This window comes from Shewanella sp. 492 (assembly GCF_059338445.1).
This window is the reverse complement of the sequence record NZ_CM181702.1, coordinates 1,224,653-1,248,913: the sequence shown is the minus strand read 5'-3', so window position 1 is coordinate 1,248,913 and position 24,261 is coordinate 1,224,653. Positions and strand designations below refer to the sequence as shown.

The following is a 24,261-nucleotide window of genomic DNA, read 5'->3' as shown; positions in this document are numbered from 1 at the left end:
GCAATCTATAACCCTATAGGTTACCTGCTTATGCGTAATAATCTATACCTGAGCGGTAACTTGTTGCGTTATTCGCGGCCAATAAGCTTTCATCTGTTGATATTTCATCCATATCCGCTGATAAGGTGCCATTTTGCTGGCCAGAGCCATCCGCTTGCCCCTGCTCTCGACCGCCACCGCCTTGGGACACATTACTGTCTGTCAGTTGCATTCCTTGTTCGGCCAACATCTCACGTAAACGCGGCAGTGCCTGCTCGACCAGATCTTTGGTTTGATGTTGCATCACCTGAAACTGCACTTGAGTCTGATCGCCCTGTACTTGAATGCGCACCATCATCTGTCCAAGCTCAGGCGGGTCGAGACGGATCTCGGCATGTTGCACCCCTTGGCTGACCATGGCGATCAATTGTTGACGCATGACGGGGGAGAATTTTTGAATCATCTCTTGCATCTGCTGGGCAGGTTCACCTTGCGGGCGAATAGAGACTTGATACTGTGCTGGTGTCTCGGCTCGCGCAAAAGGAGTCGATGTCATGGTCGATGATGTGGGTTTTAACTCGTTTGCGCCATTGTCGGCGATATCACCCTCTGCCGCCATGGAGACCATTAACTTGGCATTTTTAAGCTCATTGGCCGCACTCGTGCTGGCATCCGCTTGAGCCTGCACTTTAGCGGTTATTTGCCCGGCAGCGTCTGGTTTAAGCTCTGAGGTTACGTCAGATTGAGCTCCACCCAACATCGATTTAGCATCGTCGCCGCCCATCTTAGCCCCAAGACTGTTAGCCCCAAGGCTGTTAGCCCTACCCGCACCTTGCGCGGCTAAAACCGTGTTGGCTTGCTCGATTAAGGCGTTGAAAGCCGAACTCTTACCCTGCTGCGATCCATCAATTAATGCCGCCATCATATGCGGCGGTAATTGCGCTAGCTGTGCCTCATCTAGGCCTGTTTGACTCTCAAGCCCTTCAAGCTGGGATTGCGTTAGGCTGGCTAACAACTCGTCGGTACTCGTCTCGCCTGTCAGATTCAGATCTGAGCCTAATTCACCATCGAGTGGCAATTGTGCGCCGCCCTCGGCAAGTTCCTGGTTTTCCGCTAACTGTGTCGCCCAGTTAATTTGCGCCAACACATTGGCAACGTCATTATCCTCGTCTTGCTGCTCATCCGCTGCCACGACCTGTTGATTGTCATGCGTTATCTTATCGGCTTCAGGAGAGCCTTGGGTTTTATGACTTGGGCCATTATCGGCTGACGCTTGCGCTAACGCCGTAGAAAAGTCATTACTTTTCGGGCTGTTAGCACTAGATTTGTTAGGTTGCAAACCCAACTTATCGCCCGAGCTATCCGCTTTAGATAACAGCACGCTATTCATTTGTGGCATAAATCCTCCAACACTTTTACGCGTAACACGCGGCGCTTATGTCACGCTTCTAGTGTCAATTATTCGGTCGTACTGCCGATAAGAAATTAGTATTTTGATAAAGAATGCAAATAAAGCGCCAACTGTTAAGTTGTTGCCTTGTTTGATGATTATTTTTAATGAAGAGCAATATCGTGGCGACTGAGGCGCTTAACGCTGCGGTTTTCGAAAAAATTGCTGAGAGGCAAACTCATCAATCATCTTTTGTTCTTGTTTTAATTCGGCAAGTTGCCGCTTATGCGCCTTGCGCTCAAGCAGCAGCTCCACCGCTTTACGCTTTTGCTGTTTGACTTGCCACACTTGCTGGCCAATTTGACGCTGCTTATCAGACTCGTTCACCGCAAAATGCTGTTTGGTGATCGCCTCATCTATTTGACGGATAAACTGATGAAACTGATGATAATTACTTGCACTTATCACCTGCCCCTGTTGCTGCTCCATCTGTTTCATGTAATCAAGACGGTATTGCTGTAATGCGCTTAGTTGCTGCTGGCATTTTTGCAGCACCATCTGCGCAGAGCGCAGTTGAAGTGACGCTTGCTCTTCGGCGTCGAGCGCCAATTTAAGCACGGTATCGAGTGGATCAGGTTTCGCCATCACATCCTCTAAATCATCAAACTCAAGGGCATCTATTTATTTCACAATAGCCGCTACCCCTGACATTGGGCACTCAATTGACCTAACATCAAGGCACAACTGTCAAAACTAAGCGACTCTTTCATCGTTTGACGTAAAAAGGCGTTCATTGCCGGTTGCAGGCGAATGGCGTTATCGATACGGGGATCGCTGCCTTGGGTATAAGCACCAATCGAGATCAAGTCGCGATTTTGCTGATACAAGGAATACATCTGTTTTACTCGGCGAGTGGCTTCTAAGTGGGCTTCACTGATCACCATAGGCGCAACACGGCTAATGGATGCCTCGACATCGATAGCAGGGTAATGGCCCGAATCGGCCAAGGCACGTGACAGCACAATATGCCCATCGAGGATCGCTCGCGCCGAGTCGGCGATAGGATCTTGTAAATCATCACCTTCGGTTAATACTGTATAAAACGCAGTGATCGAACCTTGTCCCACGCCACCATTGCCGGCGCGTTCCACTAACTTAGGTAACTTGGCAAACACCGAGGGCGGATAGCCCTTGGTGGCAGGCGGCTCACCGACGGCCAGTGCAATTTCACGTTGCGCCTGCGCGTAACGAGTCAGACTGTCCATTAACAGTAAGACGTTATAGCCCAAATCACGAAAATACTCGGCGATCCGGGTCGATGTTTCACAGGCGCGCAGCCGCATTAACGGCGAGGTATCGGCCGGAGCGGCCACCACCACAGAGCGGGCTCGCCCCTCTTCACCTAAGATCTCTTCGATAAACTCTTTCACCTCACGGCCACGCTCGCCAACCAAGCCCACGACGATGATATCGGCGGTAGTGCCACGGGTCATCATCCCCAGCAGCACACTTTTACCGACGCCAGAGCCGGCAAACAGCCCCATACGTTGACCCTTGCCGACCGTCAGCATCGCATTGATGGCGCGTACGCCAACATCGAGCGGCTCGGTGATCGCCCGCCGTGCCAATGGATTAATGGGCGCGGCATGACGCGGTGCTTTTTGGTCAGTATGCAGATGGCCTAAGCCATCGAGTGGCACGCCGTTGCCATCGAGCACTCGCCCCAGTAAGGACAGGCCGACATTGAGCCCAGCCTGCGCCCCCAGTGGCGTCACTTTAGCGCCAGGCATCACGCCTCTGAGCTCTTCGACTGGCATTAAATACAGTAGTTTGTCGTCAAACCCCACCACTTCGGCAATAAGATCGCCGGCCATGGTGGCAATACTGCACAAACTGCCTACCGATGCACGGCAGCCGGTGGCTTCCAGCGTTAAGCCTACCACTCGAACCAGTTGACCACTGGCGTCGGGCATAAACGGATTGACGTTATGATTATGCTGTTTAAATTTATTCAGCAGTTGATGTTGTCGCGTCTGCATCTTGTTGGCCTTGGCTAGCATGCTTTTCATCATGGAGCGTGGCAGCATCCACGACTGGAGTGGGTTGAACCTCGGATGCCGACACCTCGCTCACCGCCTCACTCGCCTGCTTAGCTAACGTCTGTTGCTGTTGCAACTTCTGTTGCTCTAAGTGGCTTTCGCTGTGGACTAAGTTTTCAAATACCGCCTTAATGCGGTTTTCAAGCCCCATATCGACGCGGCTTCTATCATTACTGATGATGCACTCGCCGCGGCGCAGTGACGGATCGGACTCTATCTCCCAGCGATTTTTTTGCAGTTGGGCACTGCCATACAACTGCTCAACCAAGGTGACATCTTCTGGGTGCAAACGCACATTGACGCCTTGCTCTTTTAACGGAAGGGCGTCAATGCCTTGGCGAAGGGCCGCCAAGACATGTTCTGGATGCACCTGCAGCTCATGGCCTATCACAGCCTTGGCTAAGGTCATGCTGAGGTTAACCAGCGATTGCTCAATTTCGGTATCGAGTAGCGATAAAGGTGCCACTAATTGCTGCATTAAGGCTTCAAATTGTTGAACTTGTTGCTGCGCTTGCGTCAAGCCGTGCTGGTAACCTTGCTCTTCGCCTTGGCTAAAGCCTTCTTGATGACCTTGCTCTAACCCACTGAGGCGGCCTTTTTCTAAGCCCTCTTGATAGCCTTGCTGCTGGCCTTGTTCAAAACCTTCAGTTTCGGCTTCGGCGCGGATAGTTTCGATTTCAACAAGCGTTGGCGGCAGCACCTGCTGCTCTACCTCTACCGCTTCTTTTACCGCGGCACTGCGACCAAAGAGGTTTTCTTTTACCGTGGTATCGACCACTGTCACATCAGGCAATTGCCAGTGACTAAAGTCAGCCTTATCTTTAGGCGTTGAGCGATCGTTGGCGTTACTCATTATAAGAACTGCTCTCCACTGCCACCGCCGAGAATAATTTCGCCGGCATCACTTAAGCGGCGGGCAATAGACAGTATTTCTTTTTGCGCCATCTCCACTTCACTGATGCGAATAGGCCCCATGGCTTCCAAATCATCGTTAAGAATTTCAGCGGCACGTTTGGACATATTGCGTAATATTTTCTCTTTAAGTTGATCGTCAGCGCCTTTAAGCGCTTTCATCAACACATCTTGCTGCACTTCGCGCAGCAGAGTCTGCATACCAACATCGTCAACATCGGAGAGGTTTTCAAACACAAACATCAAGTCTTGGATCTGCTGGGCTAACTCTTCATCGGATTCACGCAGAGTTTCCATTAACTGACTTTCAACCCCGGTATCGAGGTAGTTCATGATGCTGGCCGCCGCTTTGAGTCCGCCCATCTTGGCCGCTTGCGCGCCGCCTTGGCCTGCAAACTGTTTCTCCATGATGTCATTAAGCTCTTGCAGCGCTGCGGGTTGAACCTCTTCGAGATTCGCAATACGCATCATCAAATCTAAGCGAGTATTTTCAGGTGCTTGGGCAAAAATTTCCGCCGCTTGATCAGGCTCTAAATACGATAAGACAATGGTTTGGATCTGCGGGTGTTCATTTTGAATAATGGTGGCCACCTGTCTGGCATCCATCCATTTTAATGACTCAAGCCCTCGCGCACCGCCGCCCATAATGATCTGCTCAATCAGGTTACCGGCTTTGTCTTCACCCAGGGCGGCAGTCAAGGCTTTACGAACAAACTCTTCACTGTTAAAGCCAATAGATGAGTATTTCTGCACCTCCTCTAAAAACAGCTTATGCACCCCAATCACTTTACTTTGACCGAAGTCTTTCATGGCTGCCATCGACATGCCGACTTTTTGCACCTGCTTAGGCTCTAAGTGTTTTAAAATCGAGGCGGCATCGGCTTCACTCAAACTGAGTAATAAAATCGCCGTTTTTTCGATCCCCGTAAGTCCATCAACGTTGAACTCGGCAGCACCACCTTTAATTGCAATATCTTTATCATTACTCATTTTCTTGTAACCAACCTTTGACTACTTGGGTGGACAGTTCCGGTTCGTTCGCCACTAGGGCGCGGATGGCCTTAATCATATCATCGTCTTTATGCAGATCCGGTATCAAAATAGAGCCATCATCGGCATAGCTGTATTCGGCATCGGGACGATTTAACATGCCCAAGGTATCGGCGGCATACTGATCTTCAATTTCTGCAAGCTCGCCCCCTAGCATAGGATCGTCTGGCATCTTATTGGCATCGGGGTAAATAAGCCGTTTTAACATCGGCCGCACCACAAAGAGGATCAACGCCAGAATAATAAGCCCACCCATCACTAGCTTAACCGCGCGCCAAAACCAGGGTTGCTCCCACATTTCTAGCGCAGGCGCGTCTTCAATCAACTGATCCATAAAGGGAACCGTAACCAGTTCAATCATGTCCCCTCGCTGGGTATTAAAGCCCACGGCGCCTTCGAGTAGCCGACGAATATTGGCCAACTCCTGCTCGGTGCGCGCCACACGCTGCACTTGACCATCGGCGCCAGCAGGACCGGTTTTAAAGTCGATGGCAACCGATACACTGACGCGTCTGACCACGCCAATTTGCTGGCGGGTATGGCTAATGGTGGTGTCGAGTTCATAGTTGCGGGTGGCTTCTTTATGGCTAGAGCCAGGTGCCGTGCGCTCTTGTTGGTTATCCATCGCGTTTTGAGGAATGTTCGACTCCATCGGCGGTTGGTTCGACAGCGCGCCAGGAATGCCGCCTGTGGTCGAGCCCACCGATTGATTTTCAACGGTCATTTCACTGCGCATGGCAGGTAAATCAGGATTAAAGCGTTTCGCGGTCTGCTCCACGGCAGTAAAGTCCATATTCACATCGACCTGAGCGGTAAAGTTTTCTGGGCCGAGAATAGGCATCAATATCGACTCAATCTTATTGCGATATTCTGACTCTTTTTGCTGTACTAACTCTTGCTCTCGCCTGGCCCTTGCAGAAACTGCATCTTGGCTGCCCGAGTTAAGTAAACGGCCATTAGAATCAGTAACCGTGACGCGCGTAGGCTCAAGACCGTGTACCGCAGAGGCGACGATGTCGACAATCGAGTCTATCTCTTCTTGGCCTAATCCGCCTCGGCGAGTACTGATAACTACGGTGGCGGTTGGAGTTGAACGATTTCGAGCAAAGACATTTTCTTTGGGGATGGCCAAAATCACTTTAGCGCGATTGACACTCTTAAGCTCTTCGATGGTACGGGCAAGGTTTTGCTCTTGGCTGTGTTTTAAACGTGCTTGCTCCATGCGCTGACTGACACCGAAGCCGCTGTCTTGGGACAGATAATCATTTTTAGCTGCCGAGTTGTCGATGCCTTCTCGGCTGAGCATCATTTTCACTTCTTGATATTGATCCTCAGGCACCTTCAACACATCAACATCAATTTGGTAGTCAACTTTATTTTTATCTAGCACATCGAGGACTTGCACCATCTCGGCAGTGTCCATTTTACCCAACGGGCGATATTCAGGCTCTTGCGCCCATAACATGACAAACACAGCCAAGGCTAAACAGATCGCCAGCGCTAAGATCATGGTCACTTGACGTAGCATGTCGACGCCGCCAAAAGCACCACCACTGGGTTTGTGCTCTTCTTGGACTCCACCGGCTAACATGTCGTCTGCAGTAGAGTTTGTTCCCACTACCATATCTGTGCTCACTATAGATACCTGCTGTGTTTTTTATTAAGAAATGCGTGATCGAAAAAGCTGCCCACTATACCGGCATGCTCATGATCTCTTTGTACGCTTCGACAAGTTTGTTACGCACTTGCACTGTGGCTTCAAATGCGACGCTGGCTTTTTCGCGTGCGATAACAGTGTCAGATAATGTCACTCGGGTATCGCCCATATCGAGACGCGTTTGCATCGACGATGAGTGCCCCTGTAATGAGTTCACTGTGCCGACCGCTTGTGAGAGGAGTTGACCGAAGTCACTGCCACTGGTGTTGGAGACTTGCTGAGTTATGTTAGGAGTGATCCCGCTAGGCTTAATTTCACCACTGAGCGATTGCATCTCCTGCAATAAAGAATTGGCACCAATCTGCATACTAACCTCTTAGTCGCCGTATTATTGACGAAAAATTTCTGTTAGCAAGTGCAATGCAATATTATTGCCAGAATGATCAACCGATAGCACTTTAAGCCAGCGAATTGCTTAAATAACCGCCTAGAGGTGACCATTAAATCAAGCATTGGTCTAGAATTGACCACGCAAATAAGCGGTGAACCGCGAGCCTTAAATAGCAGAAGTAAAAGCGCAGCATAAGAAGATAACTTCTGCTGCGCTTATCGGTCATAGCCCATGTTGTGCGTTTTACGAGGGGGAATTACGCCGGAAGTTGGATGCCTAAATCGCGCATCTTGGCCATTTTATAACGCAGTGTGCGGGCACTGATCCCCAGTTTTTCGGCAACCAACTTGCGACTGCCATTGCACTGAGACAATGTCTCGAGGATGATCACGTGCTCTTGTGCTTTGAGCTCATCGCCTAGGCCATCTAGCTCGGCACTTTTGGGTTCGCCAAATTGCGGCGCACTGTCGATACCGATATCTTGGTTGTCGATAATAATATCGCCCCCCGTGATGCTATCTCCCGACTGTAAAATCAGGGCTCGTTGTATCACGTTATCGAGCTCACGTACGTTACCCGGCCAGCGATGGGTTAATAATCGTCGTGATGCCGACTCATCTAATTGCGGTACATAAGCTAATCCGCCCGACTTGGCATGACGCTGCACTAAGTGCTTAGCCAAGGGTAAAATATCTGCAGGGCGCTGATACAATGCCGGCCATGTCAGCGGAAAAACGTTAATCCGATAATAGAGATCTTCACGGAACTCGCCTCTAGCGGCGATAGCTTTTAAATCACGGTTGGATGTCGCCAATACCCGCACATCTAGCTTAATGGTTTTGCGGCCACCTAAGCGCTCGACTTCTCGCTCTTGCAGCACCCGTAATAGCTTGGCCTGTAGGCCTAAATCCATTTCAGAGATCTCATCAAGCAACAAGGTGCCGCCCTGTGCCTGTTCAAATTTCCCCGGACAGGCCTGATAAGCGCCAGTAAATGCGCCCTTTTCATAACCAAACAGGGTCGCCTCAAGCATATTTTCAGGGATCGCCGCACAGTTAATTGCCACAAAAGGGCCTTCGGTGCGGGTACTGTGCTGATGAATGTAGCGGGCTAATACTTCTTTGCCCGAACCACTTGGCCCCATGATCATCACCGAGGCGTCTGAATGAGCCACCTTTTGCGCCAACGCCAATAATGCTAGGCTTTTGTCATCGGCCACAATCGGCTGATTTTCGATCAATTTAGGTTTTAAATAGCGCGACACCTGATTTAATAGCACCTCGGGCGCGAAGGGTTTAGCTAAATAATCAACCGCACCCAATTTAATGGCGCTCACCGCATTATCTATGGTGGCAAAAGCGGTCATTAATAGCAGTGGCAACTGACTGTAGTGCTGCTGTAAATAATTGAGTAAGCCTAAGCCGCCGATGCCGTCCATCTGCACGTCACTGATCACCATGTCAAACCGATGTTCTTTTAACGCCACTATCGCCTCTTCGGCAGAGCCAACATCGACACATTCATACTGGGCTAACAGTAAGGTATCGACCAAAGCCTCACGCAGAGAAACGTCATCTTCAACCAATAAGATATGAGCTTCAGCCATGGGCCACCTCCACGTTCTGTTCGACCATTGCCGGTAAGGCGAATGAGGCCCGGCACCCTTGACCGCGTATACAATTGAGCTGCAGTTGGCCATGATGGTTTGCCACCACGGTTTGCACCACGGCCAGACCTAAGCCAGTACCTTGAGATTTGGTGGTGAAAAATGGTTCTAATACCTGTTGCTGCATGGATTTATCCATCCCTTTGCCGTTATCAACCACTTCAAACAGGATCTCCTGCGCATTATCCTGCGCCTTAATCCAAATGTGTGTGGCTCCGGCCTCTACACTGTTGATCACTAAATTATTAATGGCAGAACTCAATGCGGCGCGATTGGCCATAAAGGTCTGTGTTGAGGTCATATCCACATGCAAGCGACACTCTTTGCGCGCCGCGATCGGCTCACAATTGGCCAGCACAATATCGACCACTTCGGTCATGGTACACTCATCGGTCAACTCTTGTTGACGCCCTTTAGCCATCAACAACATATCATCGACCTGCTGCGATAACTCATTGAGCCTGTCGATAAGCTTTGATTGAAAACGCTGGCGTGAATCCGGGGTTAGTTTCGGGCTACCCAGATTCGAGGCATACAATAAGGCAGCCGATAATGGGGTTCTCACTTGATGCGCTAAGCTTGCCACCATTTTACCTAAGGCAGATAAACGTTGCAGGTGAGATAAGTTCTTTTGCAGCAAACGGGTCTCGGTCAGATCGGTCAGCACAATCAACTGCCCTGGCTCTGGCGTTAAGGGGGTTATCGCCAACTTAACTCGGCGACCATTTTTCAGTGAGACTTCGTGGCCATCATCATGTTGCGGCGCAAAGGCGCGGTTAATGATCTGCAGCCAGCGCATGCCCGCCAGTGGCTGCCCAAGTAACTGTACCGCCACTGGATTAGCCTCAGTCACAATACCATCGCCATTAATGATCACTACACCAGATGGCATCGCTTGGAGAATATGCTCCATGGTGCTAGACATCGCATCGTTAGCGACGCTGCTGGCCATCATCAATGGCGCTGAGTCAAACTCAGTAAAATCTAATTTGGGCGTAGCGGACATAATCACTCCGTCAATAAAATGCTGCTAACGGAGTTAATGCAGATATTATGCCAATAAAAAAGGGCACTATGATGAGTGCCCTTAGATCAGTGTTTTTGTACCTGTAAGCAGGAGTGGTTAGTCTTTACTCATGCCATATTTACGCATTTTTTCAACTAAGGTGGTGCGACGTATTCCCAGCATTTCTGCGGCTCTGGCGACCACATTATCTTGTTGTTCTAGCGCTTGGCGGATCATATCAATCTCAAGTTCAGCCAAGAGATCTTTCAGGTTGACCCCTTCAGGTGGTAATTCACTGGGGAAGCGGCTCTCAGGCATATCCACCACCACTTCATCGCTAAAGATAGACGCCAAGGCATCACGCTCTAACTCTTCTTCGCTGATTTCAACTTGATATTCTGGCACATCAATATGACGATACTTCAATGGCAAGTCGTTCACATCGACTAGGCCACCAGGATAGAGAATAGTTAAACGTTCGACTAGGTTAGACAGTTCTCTGACATTACCTGACCAGCTATGCTCTTTAAGTGATTCGATGGCACGCTGGGTAAAACGTACCTTACCACGGCCCTCGTTATAGACTCGACTCACAAGCTCTTGCAGTAACAGGGGTATATCGTCTTTACGCTCACGTAGTGCTGGCATCTCAACGGGAAACACGTTTAAGCGGTAGAAGAGATCCTCTCGGAACTCCCCATCGGCAATCATGGTTTCAAGCTCACGATGAGTCGCGGCAATCACCCTAACATCAGTTTTAAGTGCCTTGCTGCCACCGACACGTTCAAAGACTTTTTCTTGTAATACACGCAGCAGCTTAACTTGCATCTGCAGTGGCATATCACCAATTTCATCGAGAAACAGCGTTCCCCCTTCGGCTAATTCAAACCGACCTTTACGTGCACTGATAGCACCAGTAAAGGAGCCTTTTTCATGGCCAAAGAGTTCACTTTCTAATAATTCAGCAGGAATAGCACCACAGTTAACTGGAATAAAAGGGCCATCACGGCGCTCTGAAAGATAATGAATATTTCGCGCCACAACCTCTTTCCCCGTACCTGATTGACCCAATATCAATACTGTGGCATCAGAGCCTGCCACTTGGTTAATCAGATGACGAACTTGAGCAATCCCTTCACTGCGACCCACTAAGCTACGAAATAATTTGGTTTGATTGCCACTGGTTGGCACTTCTGGACGTTTAGCCTGGACAAAAACCTGGCAAAAATGTAACAACTCAGTGAGCTGCGGATAGTTGAGAGGTTCTTCGATACATCCAAGAGTGTTAGATGTGCTAAGGGCATCGGTTTGACCCAATACCAGTATCGGTTGCCACGGAATTGCGCTGGCAATGGCTTTTAAAAGCTCTTTAGACTGAGCATCTTGAGCAAGCACCAGCGCCCGAAAACGGGTATTGGAAACTCGAGCTTCAAGTTCATCAACGCCAAGCCGTTCAACTTGTTCACCAAGAAACTCAAAAACACAAGATAAGCGATTAGTTCGCTCTGACTCATTACCGACAAGTAGAATTCGTTGATCTGTTTGCATCATTTAAGAAGGCCGTAAAAGCGCTCAGTGTTGTTCGCATTAGTTATTAGTGTTAGCAGCTTAGAAAACAAGAGAATACCGTTATTACTGATTTTAAATAAACTAACTACCATTAAGGAATAGTGTATTATCAGCACCGTATTAGCAAGTGTCTGATTCACTTTATGACAAACTCATCTGATTCTAGGACAATTTATCTACGATTCAAGCTCGAGGTGTCAAAGGCTTGACACCTGACAGGATTGCGACGCACAAAAAGCCTTTATAAGCCAAGCAATTACGCGTCATTGTGCGAGACTAAATGGTGATCTTTTTGCGGAATAGCATCCCAGCCCTCTTTAATCGTTCTGAGTATTTCACTTACATCATCAATGGCTTGCACATCATTATTGATATTAGCTTCCGATATTTTACGCAACATAAAATCATAAAGATCGCTAAGATTATTGGCGATATCACCGCCCGCGTCCATATTCAAACTGTTATTTAAGCCGGTAATAATTCCAATGGCTTTACCAATATAGATCCCTTTATTGGCAATATCTTTATGTTCAATTGCATAACGACTTTGCGCTAAACGTTGCAGCGCGCCCTCAAACATTAACTGAATGATACGATGGGGAGAAGCGACCGAAATTTCGCTCTCAACTGATACCTTACGGTATGATTTCAGTGACGTTCTCATAAATACCTACTATGAACCTATAGATTTATACACATTAAGCTGCTTTTGACTCTTACGCCCTAAATGCAGCAGCTGTTGACGATGTTGTAACAAGGATACCGCACGTGCTGTGAATTGATTGGTTAGCGTTAATTGTGTCTGCAGTACGTGTCTATCTTCCTCTTTAGGAGACTCAAGCAACTCATTAAGCAATAATTGACGCTGACTCACCATATCAAGCAAATTTGATACCAACTCATCTGCTTTTTCATCTTCAGCGGCAATAACCTCTAATTGATCTAATAGAGCAGCCAGCTGTGCGTTTAATGTATTAAGTGATTGCAAATCCAAATGACCTTACCATTAACCCTATGCCTTAATGACACCTGGGAGCGAATTTAATGCATTGATCACGCCATTACCTTGTGAAGTTAAATTACCGACGACTAAGTCCATGGCATTGAACTGCTTAAATAATCGCGCCTGCAATTGTTCCATCTTCATGGTAAAGGCTTCGCGCTGATCTTCTAAACGTTGCTTATCTGCTGTCAACGTATTGTTACGTGAGTCTAGCAGACCAGTGGTTTTAACATAACCTTCTACCATGGTATCTAAGCGGGTTGCCAGACCTGTGTCTTTGGTGGCAAACAGGGATTCAATGCTGCCCATATCTTCATTGATCACTTTATCTAGCTTAGTGCTATTAACAGATAACTTACCATAGCGATCGGCTTCGATACCGATATCATAGAGGGCAATACTCTCGCCGCCACCAGTATCGACCCGGGTCGAGATCATATTGCGCATTTGCGACTCGATAGAGCGGATCATTGAATCGCCTTGCATCGCCGCCGCTTTTTTCTCTTCGGCGTCATAAGATGATAGGCTTTCTATCTTATCGATCAGGCTGTTATAAGCATCAACGAAGCCCTGTACATTCTCTTTCACGGCCTCTTCATCAAGCTCAATTTTGAGTACAGAGGTCTTATTCAGATCGGCATCGGTTAGGTTTAAGGTCACGCCTGAAATCGCATTGCTAATATCATTGGTTTGCGACTGTAACTTTTGCCCGTCGATATACACAATGGCTTCTTTGGCCGCTTGAACTTCGGTCAAATTACCTGCGCCAAACATATCATTAAGCCCAGTCCCACTAATGTCGTTTGCCGCGACGCTGACATTACTGTCAGAACCTTCGGTGTCTGAGCTTATCACTAAACGGCTACCGCCATCAGTGGTCACTATGGTCGCGGTGACTCCAACGTTATCGTCGGCATTATTAATACTGGCGGCTATCGCATCGAGCGAGTCACCCGCTGCGACATCAACACTAAAGGTATTACCATTAACCGTAAAATCTAAGCTACCTTCACCAACTGCGGCTTTAGGATCGGCAGTAAAGTCGCCGGCAACCTTATGACGCTGGGCAAGTTGCTCAACCACAATATTGTAGCTACCCGACTGAGCATTTTTATCGGCGCTAGCGGTAAAATAATGACTCTCACCGGTGCTGACTAGACGCTGATTTAAGCTGTCACCATCTTTTAGTTTTTCTAAGGCGTCTTGAAAGTTAGACAGGGCGCTTTTTAAGCTGCCAATAGCTGAAACCTGCGCTTCAAGCGCATCTTCTTTTTTATTAAAGATCGCTTCTTTTGGCACTTTTTCGGCATCAACGAGTACGCCGACAATCGTATTGATATCGAGCCCAGAACCAATTCCCGTTGCTGTTAATGCCATAAATACCTCAACTTAATTATGATGTTCTAACGCCTTACACTTCAGTTTTCATCAGTAAACCTGTCACTTCCGACAGTTTTTGTGCCAATTTCAGCGCTTCTTCATTCGGAATTTGACGAATAATATCGCCAGACTCTATATCCATAACACTTACAACATTCGTGCCAGAGTCTTCATCGATTTTAAATGCCAACCCTTTTCGCATCAGCGACATCATATCAGACAGTTCATCGACGACGCCTTGCAGTTGCTTTGGTTCGGCTTGTGCTGCGGGTGCCTCTTCTGCTGCTTCCACTGCGTTAATGGCAGAGCGAGTATCTAATTCAACATCCTGCTGATTCGGCTTCAAAGCCGCATGACCTACATCCACTTTAGTCGGAGCAAGAGTGACTGAGTTAACCATATTGATATCCATTGCAATAACCCTCGATTCACCGTGTTGCTTAAAATCACGAAAGGGAGGCTCGTTGCCGAACCTCCCTTATCGTATCAATGCTTAACCTTGGCTCGTTATAGTAACGATAGTGCAACCTGTGGCAACTGGTTAGCTTGCGCTAACATGGCCGAACCCGTTTGCTGTAGTACCTGGTTTTTAGTCATTGCGGAGGTTTCTTTGGCGAAATCCACATCCACAATACGACTCTTAGCATCTGAAACATTAGCTTGCGTGTTAGCGCTGTTACTGATGTTGTAAGAGAGACGGTTTTGCACCGCACCTAAGTCGGCGCGTTGACTGTCGATAGTTTGAATCGCAGCATCAATTTTCTTCAGCGCACTTGCTCTATCGCCAGCTGACGCATTAGCTAATGCACCAAGAGATAGCGTGGTCTTGTTTGTTGTTGCCACAGAAAGAGTGATATCTTCACCATCTTGGTGACCCACTTGGAACGATTTACCGTTAGAAAAACCACCGGCTAATAATTTTGTGTTACCAAAAGCGGTATTGCTACCAATTTCATCAATCTCGGTGGCCAAGGCATCCATTTCAGCCTGCAGTGCAGTTAGATCGTCAGTACTGTTGGCACCGTTTTCTGCTTGTACGGTCAAGTCACGCATACGTTGTAGCATGTTAGTCTGTTCTTGCATCGCGCCTTCGGCAATCTGGGCAATAGAGATCGCATCGTTAGCGTTACGCATACCCACTTCAAGACCACGAACCTGAGAATCTAGACGGTTAGAGATCGCCAGACCGGCGGCATCGTCTTTTGCACTGTTAATACGCAAACCACTTGATAGACGCTCCATAGAGGTCGCTAGGTTACCACTAGACTGATTCAAGTTCTTTTGAGCTTTCATCGATGTAACGTTTGTATTTACTGTAATAGCCATTATCGTTTCCTCTACTATGCCTGACTTAATCACTTGCCTGTCTGATTTGAGCCAGGCGGAGCTAATTGGTTACAGTAAATGTAACGGCACGAGGATTTTAATCTTTAGCTTTTTTTCAAAAAAAACACAAATTTAGATTAAACAATTGAATTTATTACTTTAAATACCAAGTTCACACCGGTGAACGCACTAAAGTTGAGCCGAATTGTGCGGCTCAACTTTACCCATATCTATCTTATTGGTGACCATTAGCCTAACAGTGACAAGGCCACCTGTGGCAACTGATTCGCCTGCGCTAACATTGCTGAACCCGTTTGCTGCAGTACCTGGTTCTTGGTCATAGTGGCGGTCTCTTTAGCAAAATCCACATCCACAATACGACTCTTAGCATCGGCGACATTCGCTTGAGTATTGGCACTGTTACTGATGTTATGGGCTAAACGGTTCTGCACCGCACCCAATTTAGCGCGCTGGGTATCGATAGTGTTAATCGCCGCATCAATCTTCTCTAATGCCGACTTACGATCACCTGCTGAAGCATTAGCTAAAGCACCTACTGATAGACTGACCTTATCGGTTTTACCCACCGAAATGGTAATGTCTTCGCCATCTTGATGACCCACTTGGAAAGTTTTACCCGCAGCAAAGCCACCGCTTAACAGCTTAGTATTACCAAAGGCAGTATTACTACCAATCTCATTAATTTCATCGGCCAGCTGATCCATCTCTGCTTTTAGTGCCAGCAAATCATCGGTACTGTTGGCACCGTTTTCAGACTGAATCGTCAAGTCACGCATCCGCTGTAGCATGTTTGTTTGCTCTTGCATCGCGCCTTCGGCAATTTGTGCGATAGAGATGGCATCATTGGCATTACGCATACCCACTTCTAAGCCACGGACCTGCGAATTTAATCGGTTCGAGATGGCTAGACCTGCCGCATCATCTTTAGCGCTATTGATCCGCAAACCACTAGACAAACGTTCCATTGACGTTGCCAACCCCTGAGATGAGGTATTGAGGTTTTTCTGCGCCTTCATCGATGTAACGTTAGTATTTACTGTAATAGCCATTGTGTTTTCCTCTTCTTGGTTGCACTGCCAAGACGCTGAGCTTGGCTAAAAAATCCTGAGTTAACATCTATCGAGATAAGCCTCGTTAGATATAGTCAAATAGTGTCGTCGACCCGACTTTGCTAAACACACTCGACACCGCATTTAACGCTAATTGCTGTTTTTCGAGCTCTGTAATAGCAGAGGCGTAATCTAAATCTTCGAGCATCGATAACGCCGAATTGTTGACTAATTGCTCTTCAACATGGGCCGAACTGTGACTCTCTAGACTTTTCAAATGAGTGCCCGATTGACCTCGGGCAATACTGATTTGATTTACACCACTATCGATATCATTCAATACCTGTGCCAACTCTGATCTTCCTTGCGGCGTATTTATTTTGTTGGGATCTTCTATCAAGGAAATGGTTTGATTGATGGTGTCGAAAATACTGACTTCACTTTGAGGATTTATGGTAAAACTGTCGCCGTTTTCAGGCATGTCCGAGAGAGAAACCTCAATACCATTAACACTTACAGGGGTAGATGGGTCGAACGGCGATACCGTGGTCACCAACGCAGCGCTTGAGTCTCTTACCTCTAAATCGCCGCCCACCATGGTAAAGGTGTAACTGTCTTCAACATAAGCTGCAGGATCGGTAATACTGGCGCTGTTAACACTAAAATCACCAACTTGTGTTGCCAAATAATTGACACTGAAATCGCCTAATCCTGATGGCGCATTCATAAATGCCTGATCGCCCGGAATATTTGTGCCTAAGGTGACGCCCGATGCGACGACCGCATCACGCACGCCGCTATCGCCGTTATAAACCACATTGCCTGCGGCATCGAAACTAAATGGCTGCTTACCCGTTTCGAAGCCACCAAATAGATAATTGCCCGATTCATCTTGGGTATTGGCAATCGCAACTAACTCTTCCAAGGTTGTGCGCAGTTCGACGGCAATCATTTGCCGCTCGGAATCTTCTAAACCGCCATTTGCTGCACGCAACACTTGTTCTCTAACCGAAGCCGTCAATGTCTCGGCGCTGCCAAGCTTGCTTTCGGTCAATGACAAACGGTTGTTGGCATAGTCGATATTTTTCATAAACTGATCGACTAAGGCATTTTGTTGGTTAAGGTTATCGATACCAATAGCGGCAACTGGATCGTCACCTGCGGTATTGACTCGCTTACCGCTTGACAGTTGCTCTAAGATTTTACTGGTCGATGATTGCCTGTCTAACACACTGGTAATACTTTGGTTAAACATCTGTGCCGTTGAGATGCGCATCTGATTTACTCCTATCTCACCGAACTAAATAAAGTGTCAAAAATTTCAGCGGCCGTGGTCATGATCCGCGCTGATGCCTGATAAGACTGTTGAAAACGCATTAAATTGGCGGCCTCTTCATCGAGGTTCACCCCAGATTCGCTTTGCACTCGGCTATAGGCCTGTGCGTAAACCGCCTCGGCCGAACCTAATGCCACCTCGGCCGATTTAGCTTTGCCGCCCACGGCTAACTTAGTCGACTCATATACATCACTTAAGGTGGCGCTACCGCCCTGCATCAATTTGGCTTCGTTTAATTTGGCCATCGCAAGGGCATTGTTGTTATTACCTTCGGCAAAATTGAGATCGAAGGTAAAGCGCTGACCAGCCTCGGCGGTACTGCTTTGCACATCGAAATTCATTCCAAAGGCGTCAATATTAGGTGGCGTAAACATCCCCACACCTAAAGATGTACCTGTTGCATCAAAGGCTTGATAGCTATTGGTGATGGTGTCTATTTCAAAGGTGATTTCACCGCCTACGCCAGGAAAATTGGCTTGGCTAGGATCCATACTGTTTAATGTGAGGCTCGTGCTACCCGTATTGGCCGCATCGGCATTGATACTCGGACCCGCAGCGGCAATGCCTTTAGGGTCGCTCATCACCACATCTATACCAGCAGCCGCCCCCGCTGTGGGCCTGATCTCAAACTGATCGCCCGAGGCCAAGGTGCCAGCGGCTATTTGAATACTAAAGCCGTCACCACCAGTGAGCTCGTTACCGTTAAGCACCAATGGTGTGACAACGCCACTGTCGTTATCTTTAAGCTCATAGGTTGCAGGCGCAGTAAAACTTAACTGATAGTTACCACCAGAGAGCGCCCCAACATCATCGATATTGACCTTAAGGGTGGCATCGCCCGTGTTATTGCCGTAAGCGCCTACGCGGCCCGTCGACATCTTAGGATCGTTGATATCTAAAAAGAGGTTTGCGCCCACATTGCCATTTAAATCAAATCCTTGGCCCTGAGCTTGGTTAAAGCTATCGGCAATACCCACGGCCAGTTGCCCCATCTCCATTTGCGCTGGGATCAAGGTGTCATCCCTAAATTGAAATAAGGCGCCTAAACTACCGCCCATTTTAGCGGGATCCAGCACCAGGCTTTGATCGCCAACCGATGCGGTGATCCGCAGCTCTCCACCAAATGGATCGCCGGTTGTCGACCCCACTTGCATCGACACCTCACCAGACACCAACATGGCGGCGCCGCCAAGCATGATGCTTTTGGCGCCTGATTCCAGTGGGATCACATTGACTGCCGCGTACTCGCTCAGCTCTTGGATTAAGGCATCTTGTTGATCAAGCAGCTGCATGTCGGCCCCTTGAGACTTCATCAACTCTTGGTTGATATGCCCAAGCTCCTTGCCGATAGCATTAATTCTGTCGGTGATCGCCACGATTTGATCGTTAGTCTGCTGCATTTGACCATTAAGGTGCGAGTTCATCTGGTTTAATGCATTAGCCAGCTGTTCGGCATTCCCAAGTACGCCACCTCGAATGCCTAAATCATCGGGAAGATCGCTCAAGCTGTTTAGCCCAGCAAACAGGTCATTTAAACCTTGCGGCACCGATTTGCCGATCTGCGAAAACAGTTGGTCAAGCTCGCCCATTTTGATCTGCGTGGTCTGCGCCTGACTCACCGCTGTTTGCCCAATACGCAGTTCGCGTGCAGCGTAATCGTTATAAATACGCTTAACATCGCTCACATAGGTACCCGCACCAAAAAAACTGTTGCCTAAGCGCTGCGACTCGAGGCTCGACTGCTCGGCCACTTGACGGTGGTAGCCTTGAGTGTTGGCATTAGCGATGTTATTACTGGTTATCGCCAATTGTGACTGCGATGCCAGCACGCCCGTACGAGCAATATTAAGTAAGTCCAATGACATTAAAAAATCCCTCCTACAGGGCGGGCGATGGTAATTTGACTCATGGTGTTACTCCCGATATGGCTGAACCCAGCCCTTTGGTTACCGATTGCATCACCTTGATCACTTTGTCGGCGTAATGTGGATCGGTTGCATAACCGGCATCTTGCAGGGCTTGTACAAACGCAGCAGGATCGGCCGCCTTCTCCATGGCCGCTTGATAACGTGGCCCTTCAGAGATAAATGACACAAAGTCATCGAAACTCTGCTTTATGCCGTCATATACGCGAAAATCGGCTCGTTGCTTCACCGCCACACCTTGTTCAAACTCCAAGGTGCTCACGCCCGCTTTGTCGCCTTGCCAGCGCTTGTCGGCCTTAATATTAAATAGGTTATGACTGGGCTCACCCTGTGTGGTGCGCACCATTTTTTGTCCCCAACCGGTTTCGAGCGCCGACTGGGCAATGAGCACCTCTGGCGTGGTGCCAAGGGATTGTGCTGCGGCCTTAGCATGGGGATATAACGCGCTAACAAACTCTTCACGGCTACTGAAGCCATTTATGGGCGCGGCCGATGGCAACACTTTGCCGCTGACGACCTCGTCGAGCGCCTCAGGTAAAGAGGGAGTTTGAGTCGCTGAAACCTTAGATTGGCTTAAATGCTGCGCCGTCATATTGACGCTAGATGAGCTAGGCTGCTGCATGCCACCACGTAACACTGACGCTGGGGTAAAGGCACTGGCTGTAGGATCGAGCTGCTGCACCATCAAGTCGGCTAGGCCTAACATGCCTTTGTCGGAGAGGTTAACCGACATCTGCTGATCGTGCATCTGCTCGTAAAACTTAGTGTATTGGCTGTTCATCGGGCTGTCGGATTCAAATACAGCATTGGCGTCGCGCATGCTCTGCATCAGCATTTGCACGAAGATCCCCTCAAACTGTTGCGCCACTTCCTTCAAAGCTGACTTATCATCTTTTTGTGCTTTGGCACGCAGGGAGTCTAGCCCCCCGATGTCCATAAAGTGCGATGAATGTGACAGCTTTTCCATAGTCAACCCGACAAAAATTAGATGATGATAAGCTCTCCATGCAAAGCGCCTGCCACTTTTAACGCTTCGAGAATGGCCAGTACATCCGATGGCGCCGCGCCAACCAAGTTAACCGCCCTAACGAGCTCGTCGAGGGTGGTACCTGGGTTAAACAAAAACATACGGTTATCTTCTTCAGACACATCGATAGTGCTGTTACTGGTGACCACTGTTTCGCCATCCGCAAAGGGATTGGGTTGTGACACTTGGGTCGCCTCAGCAATAGTGACCGTCAAACCACCGTGGGTGACTGCGGCAGGCAACAAACGTACGTCAGCTCCTACAACTATGGTGCCGGTGCGGGAATTAACGATAACCTTAGCCGACTCTGATGCGGGCTCAACGTCGATATTTTCCAGCGTGGCTAAAAATGACACCCGTTGTGACACATCGCGCGGTGCACTCACTTGTACCGAAGCGGCATCAAGCGCTCGGGCCATACCTGGGCCAAGCAAGCCATTGATGGCATCGGCTAAGCGTTTAGCCGTTGAGAAATCAGCGCGGCGTAAGTTAAACGTCAGGTGATCGCCAGTTGAAAATGGCGTCGCTACCGTGCGCTCAACAATCGCGCCGTTGGGAATACGCCCCACGGTTGGGGTATTTTGGATGACTTTTGAGCCATCGAGCCCTTCGGCACTAAAGCCACTGACCACCATGCTGCCTTGAGCGATGGCGTAAACATTACCATCGACCCCTTTTAGAAAGGTTTGTATTAAGGTGCCGCCGCGCAGGCTTTTGGCTTCACCTAAGCTCGATACGGTAACATCTAAGGTTTGCCCCGGTTTAATAAAGGGCGGCATATTGGCGTGCACGGCAACCACCGCGACGTTTTTAATCTTGGGTCGAAAGTTATCCGGTAGATTGATACCGAAATTTTTCAGCATGGTTTTAAATGTCTGCTCGGTATAACGGGTCTTTTCACCGGTACCGGGCAAACCCACCACGAGACCATAACCAATGAGTTGGTTATTTCTCACCCCTTGCACATTGGCAATGTCTTTAATGCGCTGGGCAAAGCTTATTGAAGAAAACAGGGTCAGAGCACAAAGTAAAATAATTTTAACTTTCATGATATTACTTCCTAAAAAGGCCACCAATCACTCATGAAAAATTTCCCTAACCAACCCACTTTTTGTGCATCGGCAAAGGTGCCTGTCCCACTGTATTGAATGCGCGCATTAGCAACGCGTTGCGAGTCAATGGTGTTGTCGGGACGAATATCTTGCGAACGTACAATGCCGGTCACCCGCACAAATTCATCGCCGTTATTGATGGTGATCCATTTCTCACCGCGGATCACTAGGTTGCCATTATTGAGCACCTGCATCACATTGGCCGAGATACTGCCTGACAGGCTATTGCTCTGATCGGCGTCTGACTCTCGCTTGGTGTTAAAGCTGTCTTTATAACGTAAATCGATAGGTACGCCTTTGATGGTGACATTGCCGCCACCAGCATAAATGGGGTCAAGACTAAGATCTGAGCCTTTTTTAATCTCATTATTAGCGCTCTTGGACGCTTGGGTCGACTCTTGCAAAATCACCGTGATGATGTCGCCCACTTTTAACGCCTTGATATCGGAATACAATCCCGATGCCTGACTGTCTTGATACATAGATCCCGTTGCCGCCACCTTGGTTGGCGGGGCTTCTGGGTAAACGGGCGCATAATAAGGGTCATCAGCAATCGGCTTATTATTGCTAGTCGAGCTACACCCCGCTAAGGCGATGGCTGCCACCAGCATGAGATACTTAGTCATATTAAGCCTCTACAAATTCTGGTTAACGTAAGACAACATCTGATCGACGGCTGAGATCACTTTGGAGTTCATCTCGTAAATTCGCTGACTCTCAATCAAGTTAACCAGCTCTTCGGTTACATTCACGTTAGAGGTCTCCAATGCACCTTGACGAATCGCGCCCATGCCATCTAAAGAGGCCGTTCCTTGAATCGGTGCACCGCTCGCGCCAGTTTCGGTGTAGAGGTTTTGCCCCATAGGATCTAACCCACTTGGGTTAATAAAGTCGGACATGGCTAACTGGCCCACCACTTGGTTTTCGGCCGCACCCGGAGTTTTTACCGAGACCTCCCCTTCTGCCGACACTGTGATACTGGTGGCGTCATCAGGAATGGTGATCGCTGGCTGCAACACATAACCTGAGCCAGGGGTAACGATTTGACCAGTATCATCTAGGGTGAACTGGCCATTACGTGTATAGGCCGCGGTGCCATCTGGCATCTGCACTTCAAAAAAGCCGGGGCCTTCAATCATTAAATCGAGTGAGTTATCCGTGGTTAACATGTTGCCTTGGGTGAACATCTTTTGCGTCGCCACCACTTTGGTACCCGCACCGATATTCAGGCCATTGGGCAATTTGGTGTTAGAGGCACTGATGCCACCAGCTTGGTTAACCGTTTGATAAAGCAAGTCTTCAAATACGGCGCGGCTTTTCTTGTAGCCAATGGTGCTCGCATTAGCCACGTTGTTAGAGATAACCGAAATATCGGTTTGCTGAGCATCTAAGCCTGTTTTACTGATCCATAACGCGGGATGCATAATCTATCTCCTAACTAATGCGCATTAATGTCGAAGAGGCTTGATCCATCTCTTCGGCCGTTTTCATCATCTTGACCTGCATCTCAAACTGACGCTGCAAATCGATTAACGACACCATTTCATCGACAGCATTCACATTACTGCCCTCAACGGCGCCACTCTCTACAAACACCTGCGCATTGGCAGGTGCGATTTCGCCAGAGATTTGACGGAACAGGCCATCTTCTCCGCGCATTAAATTTTGGTTACCTGGGTTAACGAGCTTGATCCGGCCAACCTCTTCAATCACTTCCGCTGTCGCCCCTAAAGGGCGCACCGAAATAATGCCATCTTGGGCAATTTCTATTTTTTCGATAGGCAGAGGTAATACGATGGGACCGGCATCCCCCATAATGGGATTACCACGGTCGTTTCGCAGCAAGCCGGTGTTATCTATGCTTAAGCTGCCTGAGCGGGTATAGGCTTCGCCACCGTCGGCACTCTGCACGGCAATCCAACCATCGCCTTTAACGGCAATATCCAGATCGCGGCCTGTGGTTTTTAGCGGTCCGCTGGCAAAGTTAGCCGATGGGCTTTCTGTCATCGAAAACACCCGTGTCGGCAAACCTTCACCAAAGGCTTGCATAGAGCGAGATTGTTCTAAGTCTGACTTAAAACCATCGGTATTGGCATTAGCAAGGTTGTTCGCACGTACCGCCAGCGAATTCATATTCTGCTTGGCGCCACTCATGGCGACATAAAGTAATTTATCCACTTGCTGCTCCGTCAATGTTTCAACTAAAACTGTCGTATCACAGTACAAAGCAAGCATCGTGCCAATAGCAAAAATCAATGAGAATGGAAGATCAATGGGATGCGAAGATAAATAATACGAAAAGAGGAGCAGTTCAACGAAAAGCGGCAGTGTGTTGCCGTTGCGGCAACACACTTAAGTCAAGC

General features: G+C 48.5%; 23 protein-coding genes. All 23 read right to left on the bottom strand.

What is annotated here, in order from left to right; all coding sequences use genetic code 11:
- Window positions 1-28 precede the first annotated feature (28 nt).
- The 23 genes from AC5YBX_RS05550 to flgF all read right to left on the bottom strand — a co-directional run bounded on the left by AC5YBX_RS05550 (window position 29) and on the right by flgF (window position 24,076).
- Complete coding sequence (locus AC5YBX_RS05550; protein WP_494519655.1) at window positions 29-1,378, bottom strand: flagellar hook-length control protein FliK; 1,350 nt, start codon at window positions 1,376-1,378, stop codon at window positions 29-31.
- A gap of 189 nt (window positions 1,379-1,567) precedes the next feature.
- Window positions 1,568-2,014, bottom strand: coding sequence for a flagellar export protein FliJ (gene fliJ / locus AC5YBX_RS05545; protein ID WP_494519656.1), 447 nt, complete (start codon window positions 2,012-2,014; stop codon window positions 1,568-1,570).
- Between the two features lie 53 nt (window positions 2,015-2,067).
- The gene (fliI, locus tag AC5YBX_RS05540; RefSeq protein ID WP_475516297.1) at window positions 2,068-3,408 is read right to left on the bottom strand and encodes a flagellar protein export ATPase FliI; all 1,341 of its coding nucleotides are present in this window, start codon (window positions 3,406-3,408) and stop codon (window positions 2,068-2,070) included.
- The gene (gene fliH / locus AC5YBX_RS05535) at window positions 3,377-4,321 is read right to left on the bottom strand and encodes a flagellar assembly protein FliH (RefSeq protein WP_494519657.1); all 945 of its coding nucleotides are present in this window, start codon (window positions 4,319-4,321) and stop codon (window positions 3,377-3,379) included. Before fliH ends, fliI begins: the two co-directional genes overlap by 32 nt.
- A complete protein-coding gene (gene fliG / locus AC5YBX_RS05530; RefSeq protein WP_494519658.1) occupies window positions 4,321-5,370 on the bottom strand; it encodes a flagellar motor switch protein FliG in 1,050 nt (349 codons plus the stop codon). The genes fliH and fliG overlap by 1 nt, the downstream gene beginning before the upstream one ends.
- Window positions 5,363-7,054 (bottom strand): flagellar basal-body MS-ring/collar protein FliF, encoded by a 1,692-nt coding sequence (gene fliF, locus AC5YBX_RS05525; RefSeq protein WP_494524798.1) that lies wholly within the window; start codon window positions 7,052-7,054, stop codon window positions 5,363-5,365. Before fliF ends, fliG begins: the two co-directional genes overlap by 8 nt.
- 67 nt (window positions 7,055-7,121) lie before the next feature.
- Window positions 7,122-7,454 (bottom strand): flagellar hook-basal body complex protein FliE, encoded by a 333-nt coding sequence (gene fliE, locus AC5YBX_RS05520; protein ID WP_494519659.1) that lies wholly within the window; start codon window positions 7,452-7,454, stop codon window positions 7,122-7,124.
- A gap of 280 nt (window positions 7,455-7,734) precedes the next feature.
- Window positions 7,735-9,084, bottom strand: a complete 1,350-nt coding sequence (locus tag AC5YBX_RS05515) for a sigma-54-dependent transcriptional regulator (RefSeq protein WP_494524516.1) — start codon at window positions 9,082-9,084, stop codon at window positions 7,735-7,737.
- Window positions 9,077-10,150 carry a sensor histidine kinase gene (locus tag AC5YBX_RS05510; RefSeq protein ID WP_494524515.1) on the bottom strand — a complete coding sequence of 358 codons (1,074 nt, stop codon included), beginning with the start codon at window positions 10,148-10,150 and terminating at the stop codon, window positions 9,077-9,079. Before AC5YBX_RS05510 ends, AC5YBX_RS05515 begins: the two co-directional genes overlap by 8 nt.
- Before the next feature lie 117 nt (window positions 10,151-10,267).
- A complete protein-coding gene (locus AC5YBX_RS05505; RefSeq protein ID WP_494524514.1) occupies window positions 10,268-11,701 on the bottom strand; it encodes a sigma-54 dependent transcriptional regulator in 1,434 nt (477 codons plus the stop codon).
- A 274-nt stretch (window positions 11,702-11,975) separates the two neighbouring features.
- On the bottom strand, window positions 11,976-12,383 hold the full coding sequence (gene fliS, locus AC5YBX_RS05500) for a flagellar export chaperone FliS (protein WP_494519663.1): 408 nt from the start codon (window positions 12,381-12,383) through the stop codon (window positions 11,976-11,978).
- Between the two features lie 9 nt (window positions 12,384-12,392).
- Complete coding sequence (locus AC5YBX_RS05495) at window positions 12,393-12,707, bottom strand: hypothetical protein (RefSeq protein WP_494524513.1); 315 nt, start codon at window positions 12,705-12,707, stop codon at window positions 12,393-12,395.
- Window positions 12,708-12,731: 24 nt separating this feature from the next.
- A complete protein-coding gene (fliD, locus tag AC5YBX_RS05490; RefSeq protein WP_494524512.1) occupies window positions 12,732-14,099 on the bottom strand; it encodes a flagellar filament capping protein FliD in 1,368 nt (455 codons plus the stop codon).
- 34 nt (window positions 14,100-14,133) lie between these two features.
- On the bottom strand, window positions 14,134-14,514 hold the full coding sequence (locus AC5YBX_RS05485; protein ID WP_494524511.1) for a flagellar protein FlaG: 381 nt from the start codon (window positions 14,512-14,514) through the stop codon (window positions 14,134-14,136).
- Between the two features lie 95 nt (window positions 14,515-14,609).
- Entirely contained in the window at window positions 14,610-15,428 is an 819-nt protein-coding gene (locus tag AC5YBX_RS05480; RefSeq protein WP_494524510.1) for a flagellin N-terminal helical domain-containing protein, read from the bottom strand.
- Between the two features lie 248 nt (window positions 15,429-15,676).
- Window positions 15,677-16,498 carry a flagellin N-terminal helical domain-containing protein gene (locus AC5YBX_RS05475; protein WP_494524509.1) on the bottom strand — a complete coding sequence of 274 codons (822 nt, stop codon included), beginning with the start codon at window positions 16,496-16,498 and terminating at the stop codon, window positions 15,677-15,679.
- A gap of 85 nt (window positions 16,499-16,583) precedes the next feature.
- The gene (flgL, locus tag AC5YBX_RS05470; protein WP_494524508.1) at window positions 16,584-17,774 is read right to left on the bottom strand and encodes a flagellar hook-associated protein FlgL; all 1,191 of its coding nucleotides are present in this window, start codon (window positions 17,772-17,774) and stop codon (window positions 16,584-16,586) included.
- A gap of 11 nt (window positions 17,775-17,785) precedes the next feature.
- Complete coding sequence (flgK, locus tag AC5YBX_RS05465; protein WP_494524507.1) at window positions 17,786-19,699, bottom strand: flagellar hook-associated protein FlgK; 1,914 nt, start codon at window positions 19,697-19,699, stop codon at window positions 17,786-17,788.
- A gap of 40 nt (window positions 19,700-19,739) precedes the next feature.
- A complete protein-coding gene (gene flgJ / locus AC5YBX_RS05460) occupies window positions 19,740-20,726 on the bottom strand; it encodes a flagellar assembly peptidoglycan hydrolase FlgJ (protein WP_494524506.1) in 987 nt (328 codons plus the stop codon).
- A 17-nt stretch (window positions 20,727-20,743) separates the two neighbouring features.
- Window positions 20,744-21,835, bottom strand: a complete 1,092-nt coding sequence (locus AC5YBX_RS05455) for a flagellar basal body P-ring protein FlgI (protein WP_494524505.1) — start codon at window positions 21,833-21,835, stop codon at window positions 20,744-20,746.
- An 11-nt stretch (window positions 21,836-21,846) separates the two neighbouring features.
- Window positions 21,847-22,524 (bottom strand): flagellar basal body L-ring protein FlgH, encoded by a 678-nt coding sequence (flgH, locus tag AC5YBX_RS05450; RefSeq protein WP_494524504.1) that lies wholly within the window; start codon window positions 22,522-22,524, stop codon window positions 21,847-21,849.
- A gap of 9 nt (window positions 22,525-22,533) precedes the next feature.
- Window positions 22,534-23,322 carry a flagellar basal-body rod protein FlgG gene (flgG, locus tag AC5YBX_RS05445; protein ID WP_110456386.1) on the bottom strand — a complete coding sequence of 263 codons (789 nt, stop codon included), beginning with the start codon at window positions 23,320-23,322 and terminating at the stop codon, window positions 22,534-22,536.
- A 10-nt stretch (window positions 23,323-23,332) separates the two neighbouring features.
- On the bottom strand, window positions 23,333-24,076 hold the full coding sequence (gene flgF, locus AC5YBX_RS05440; protein ID WP_494519672.1) for a flagellar basal-body rod protein FlgF: 744 nt from the start codon (window positions 24,074-24,076) through the stop codon (window positions 23,333-23,335).
- Window positions 24,077-24,261 lie beyond the last annotated feature (185 nt).

Excerpts from the sequence above, each read along its gene's own strand:
- AC5YBX_RS05480 (WP_494524510.1), bottom strand. The coding sequence starts at position 15,428 with ATGGCTATTACAGTAAATACAAACGTTACATCGATGAAAGCTCAAAAG.
- fliI (WP_475516297.1), bottom strand. The coding sequence starts at position 3,408 with ATGCAGACGCGACAACATCAACTGCTGAATAAATTTAAACAGCATAAT.
- fliH (WP_494519657.1), bottom strand. The coding sequence starts at position 4,321 with ATGAGTAACGCCAACGATCGCTCAACGCCTAAAGATAAGGCTGACTTT.
- AC5YBX_RS05475 (WP_494524509.1), bottom strand. The coding sequence starts at position 16,498 with ATGGCTATTACAGTAAATACTAACGTTACATCGATGAAGGCGCAGAAA.
- flgL (WP_494524508.1), bottom strand. The coding sequence starts at position 17,774 with ATGCGCATCTCAACGGCACAGATGTTTAACCAAAGTATTACCAGTGTG.
- AC5YBX_RS05455 (WP_494524505.1), bottom strand. The coding sequence starts at position 21,835 with ATGAAAGTTAAAATTATTTTACTTTGTGCTCTGACCCTGTTTTCTTCA.
- AC5YBX_RS05485 (WP_494524511.1), bottom strand. The coding sequence starts at position 14,514 with ATGGATATCAATATGGTTAACTCAGTCACTCTTGCTCCGACTAAAGTG.
- flgJ (WP_494524506.1), bottom strand. The coding sequence starts at position 20,726 with ATGGAAAAGCTGTCACATTCATCGCACTTTATGGACATCGGGGGGCTA.
- fliD (WP_494524512.1), bottom strand. The coding sequence starts at position 14,099 with ATGGCATTAACAGCAACGGGAATTGGTTCTGGGCTCGATATCAATACG.
- flgG (WP_110456386.1), bottom strand. The coding sequence starts at position 23,322 with ATGCATCCCGCGTTATGGATCAGTAAAACAGGCTTAGATGCTCAGCAA.
- flgH (WP_494524504.1), bottom strand. The coding sequence starts at position 22,524 with ATGACTAAGTATCTCATGCTGGTGGCAGCCATCGCCTTAGCGGGGTGT.
- flgK (WP_494524507.1), bottom strand. The coding sequence starts at position 19,699 with ATGTCATTGGACTTACTTAATATTGCTCGTACGGGCGTGCTGGCATCG.
- AC5YBX_RS05505 (WP_494524514.1), bottom strand. The coding sequence starts at position 11,701 with ATGATGCAAACAGATCAACGAATTCTACTTGTCGGTAATGAGTCAGAG.
- AC5YBX_RS05550 (WP_494519655.1), bottom strand. The coding sequence starts at position 1,378 with ATGCCACAAATGAATAGCGTGCTGTTATCTAAAGCGGATAGCTCGGGC.
- AC5YBX_RS05515 (WP_494524516.1), bottom strand. The coding sequence starts at position 9,084 with ATGGCTGAAGCTCATATCTTATTGGTTGAAGATGACGTTTCTCTGCGT.
- fliG (WP_494519658.1), bottom strand. The coding sequence starts at position 5,370 with ATGAGTAATGATAAAGATATTGCAATTAAAGGTGGTGCTGCCGAGTTC.
- fliS (WP_494519663.1), bottom strand. The coding sequence starts at position 12,383 with ATGAGAACGTCACTGAAATCATACCGTAAGGTATCAGTTGAGAGCGAA.
- fliF (WP_494524798.1), bottom strand. The coding sequence starts at position 7,054 with ATGGTAGTGGGAACAAACTCTACTGCAGACGACATGTTAGCCGGTGGA.
- fliJ (WP_494519656.1), bottom strand. The coding sequence starts at position 2,014 with ATGGCGAAACCTGATCCACTCGATACCGTGCTTAAATTGGCGCTCGAC.
- fliE (WP_494519659.1), bottom strand. The coding sequence starts at position 7,454 with ATGCAGATTGGTGCCAATTCTTTATTGCAGGAGATGCAATCGCTCAGT.
- AC5YBX_RS05510 (WP_494524515.1), bottom strand. The coding sequence starts at position 10,150 with ATGTCCGCTACGCCCAAATTAGATTTTACTGAGTTTGACTCAGCGCCA.